This is a genomic window from Mucilaginibacter psychrotolerans (assembly GCF_004519315.1).
Taxonomy (GTDB): Bacteria; Bacteroidota; Bacteroidia; order Sphingobacteriales; family Sphingobacteriaceae; genus Mucilaginibacter; species Mucilaginibacter psychrotolerans.
In genome coordinates, this window is sequence record NZ_SOZE01000088.1 from 1 (window position 1) to 889 (window position 889).

Sequence of the window (889 nt, forward strand, 5' to 3'; positions counted from 1 at the left end):
AGAGCCTGTTTAAATTTTGTTCAATAATAATTTTATAGCACCGAGTTTGACCATATTTTCAGAAGTTTCAAGCAGCAGTTCATAGTTTCTGCATAACCTTCTATCGTTGTCGAACCAAGAAAAAGTTCTTTCGACCACCCATCTTTTGTGGACTGGTTTAAACCCGGTTTTCTTATCATCAGAACGCATAACTACCTGGATAAGATAACCGAAACTTTTCTTTACCTGTTCAATGATCTCACCCCGGTATCCGCCGTCAGCTATGATCACGTTAATACTGCATAGCATTTCTTTCAGTACCCGCATCATCAACATGACAGCTTTACTGTCGTGAATATTCGCTACTGTTACCATTACAGCAATTAAAAAGCCATTTTTATCTACGATGACATGGCGTTTGATGCCTTTTACTTTCTTGTTGCCATCGAAACTGTTCAAGGCTTTGTTGTTTCCCCATCTTACGCTCTGGCTATCCAATATGCCTAAACTGGCTTCAGCATTTTGCCCCATTTTTACACGGACACATTCCCTAAGCTTTGATAGCAAAAGGTCAAACTGTTCTAAATCAGACCATTTCTTATAGTAGTAATAAACCAATTGCCATTTGGCGAAGTCTTTCGGCAACATTCGCCACTGACACCCTGTTTTCAACAGATACTGGATCGAATTCCAAATCGACCGTAAATCATGTTTTCGCCTACGGTCGTCTAACTGTAAGGTCTTTTTTATAAATTGCCACTGGTTATCGCTTAAATCGGTTGGATAATTTTTCATACTAACTGCGTTTGTCGTTATTCACAATTAGTATTTATTTGACCGATTAGCGATGGCCTTTTTATCAACTTTTCAACACAGAACAATTTTATTCAGCCATTTTTAAACAGGCTCT

The 889-nt window shown here is 38.4% G+C and carries 1 protein-coding gene; it reads right to left on the minus strand.

Features of this window, described 5'->3' with window-relative positions:
- Positions 1-9: 9 nt before the first annotated feature.
- The gene (locus E2R66_RS28145; RefSeq protein WP_134738026.1) at positions 10-774 is read right to left on the minus strand and encodes an IS5 family transposase; all 765 of its coding nucleotides are present in this window, start codon (positions 772-774) and stop codon (positions 10-12) included.
- Between the last annotated feature and the right edge of the window lie 115 nt (positions 775-889).

Coding starts and splice junctions, on each gene's coding strand:
- E2R66_RS28145 (WP_134738026.1), bottom strand. CDS start 774: ATGAAAAATTATCCAACCGATTTAAGCGATAACCAGTGGCAATTTATA.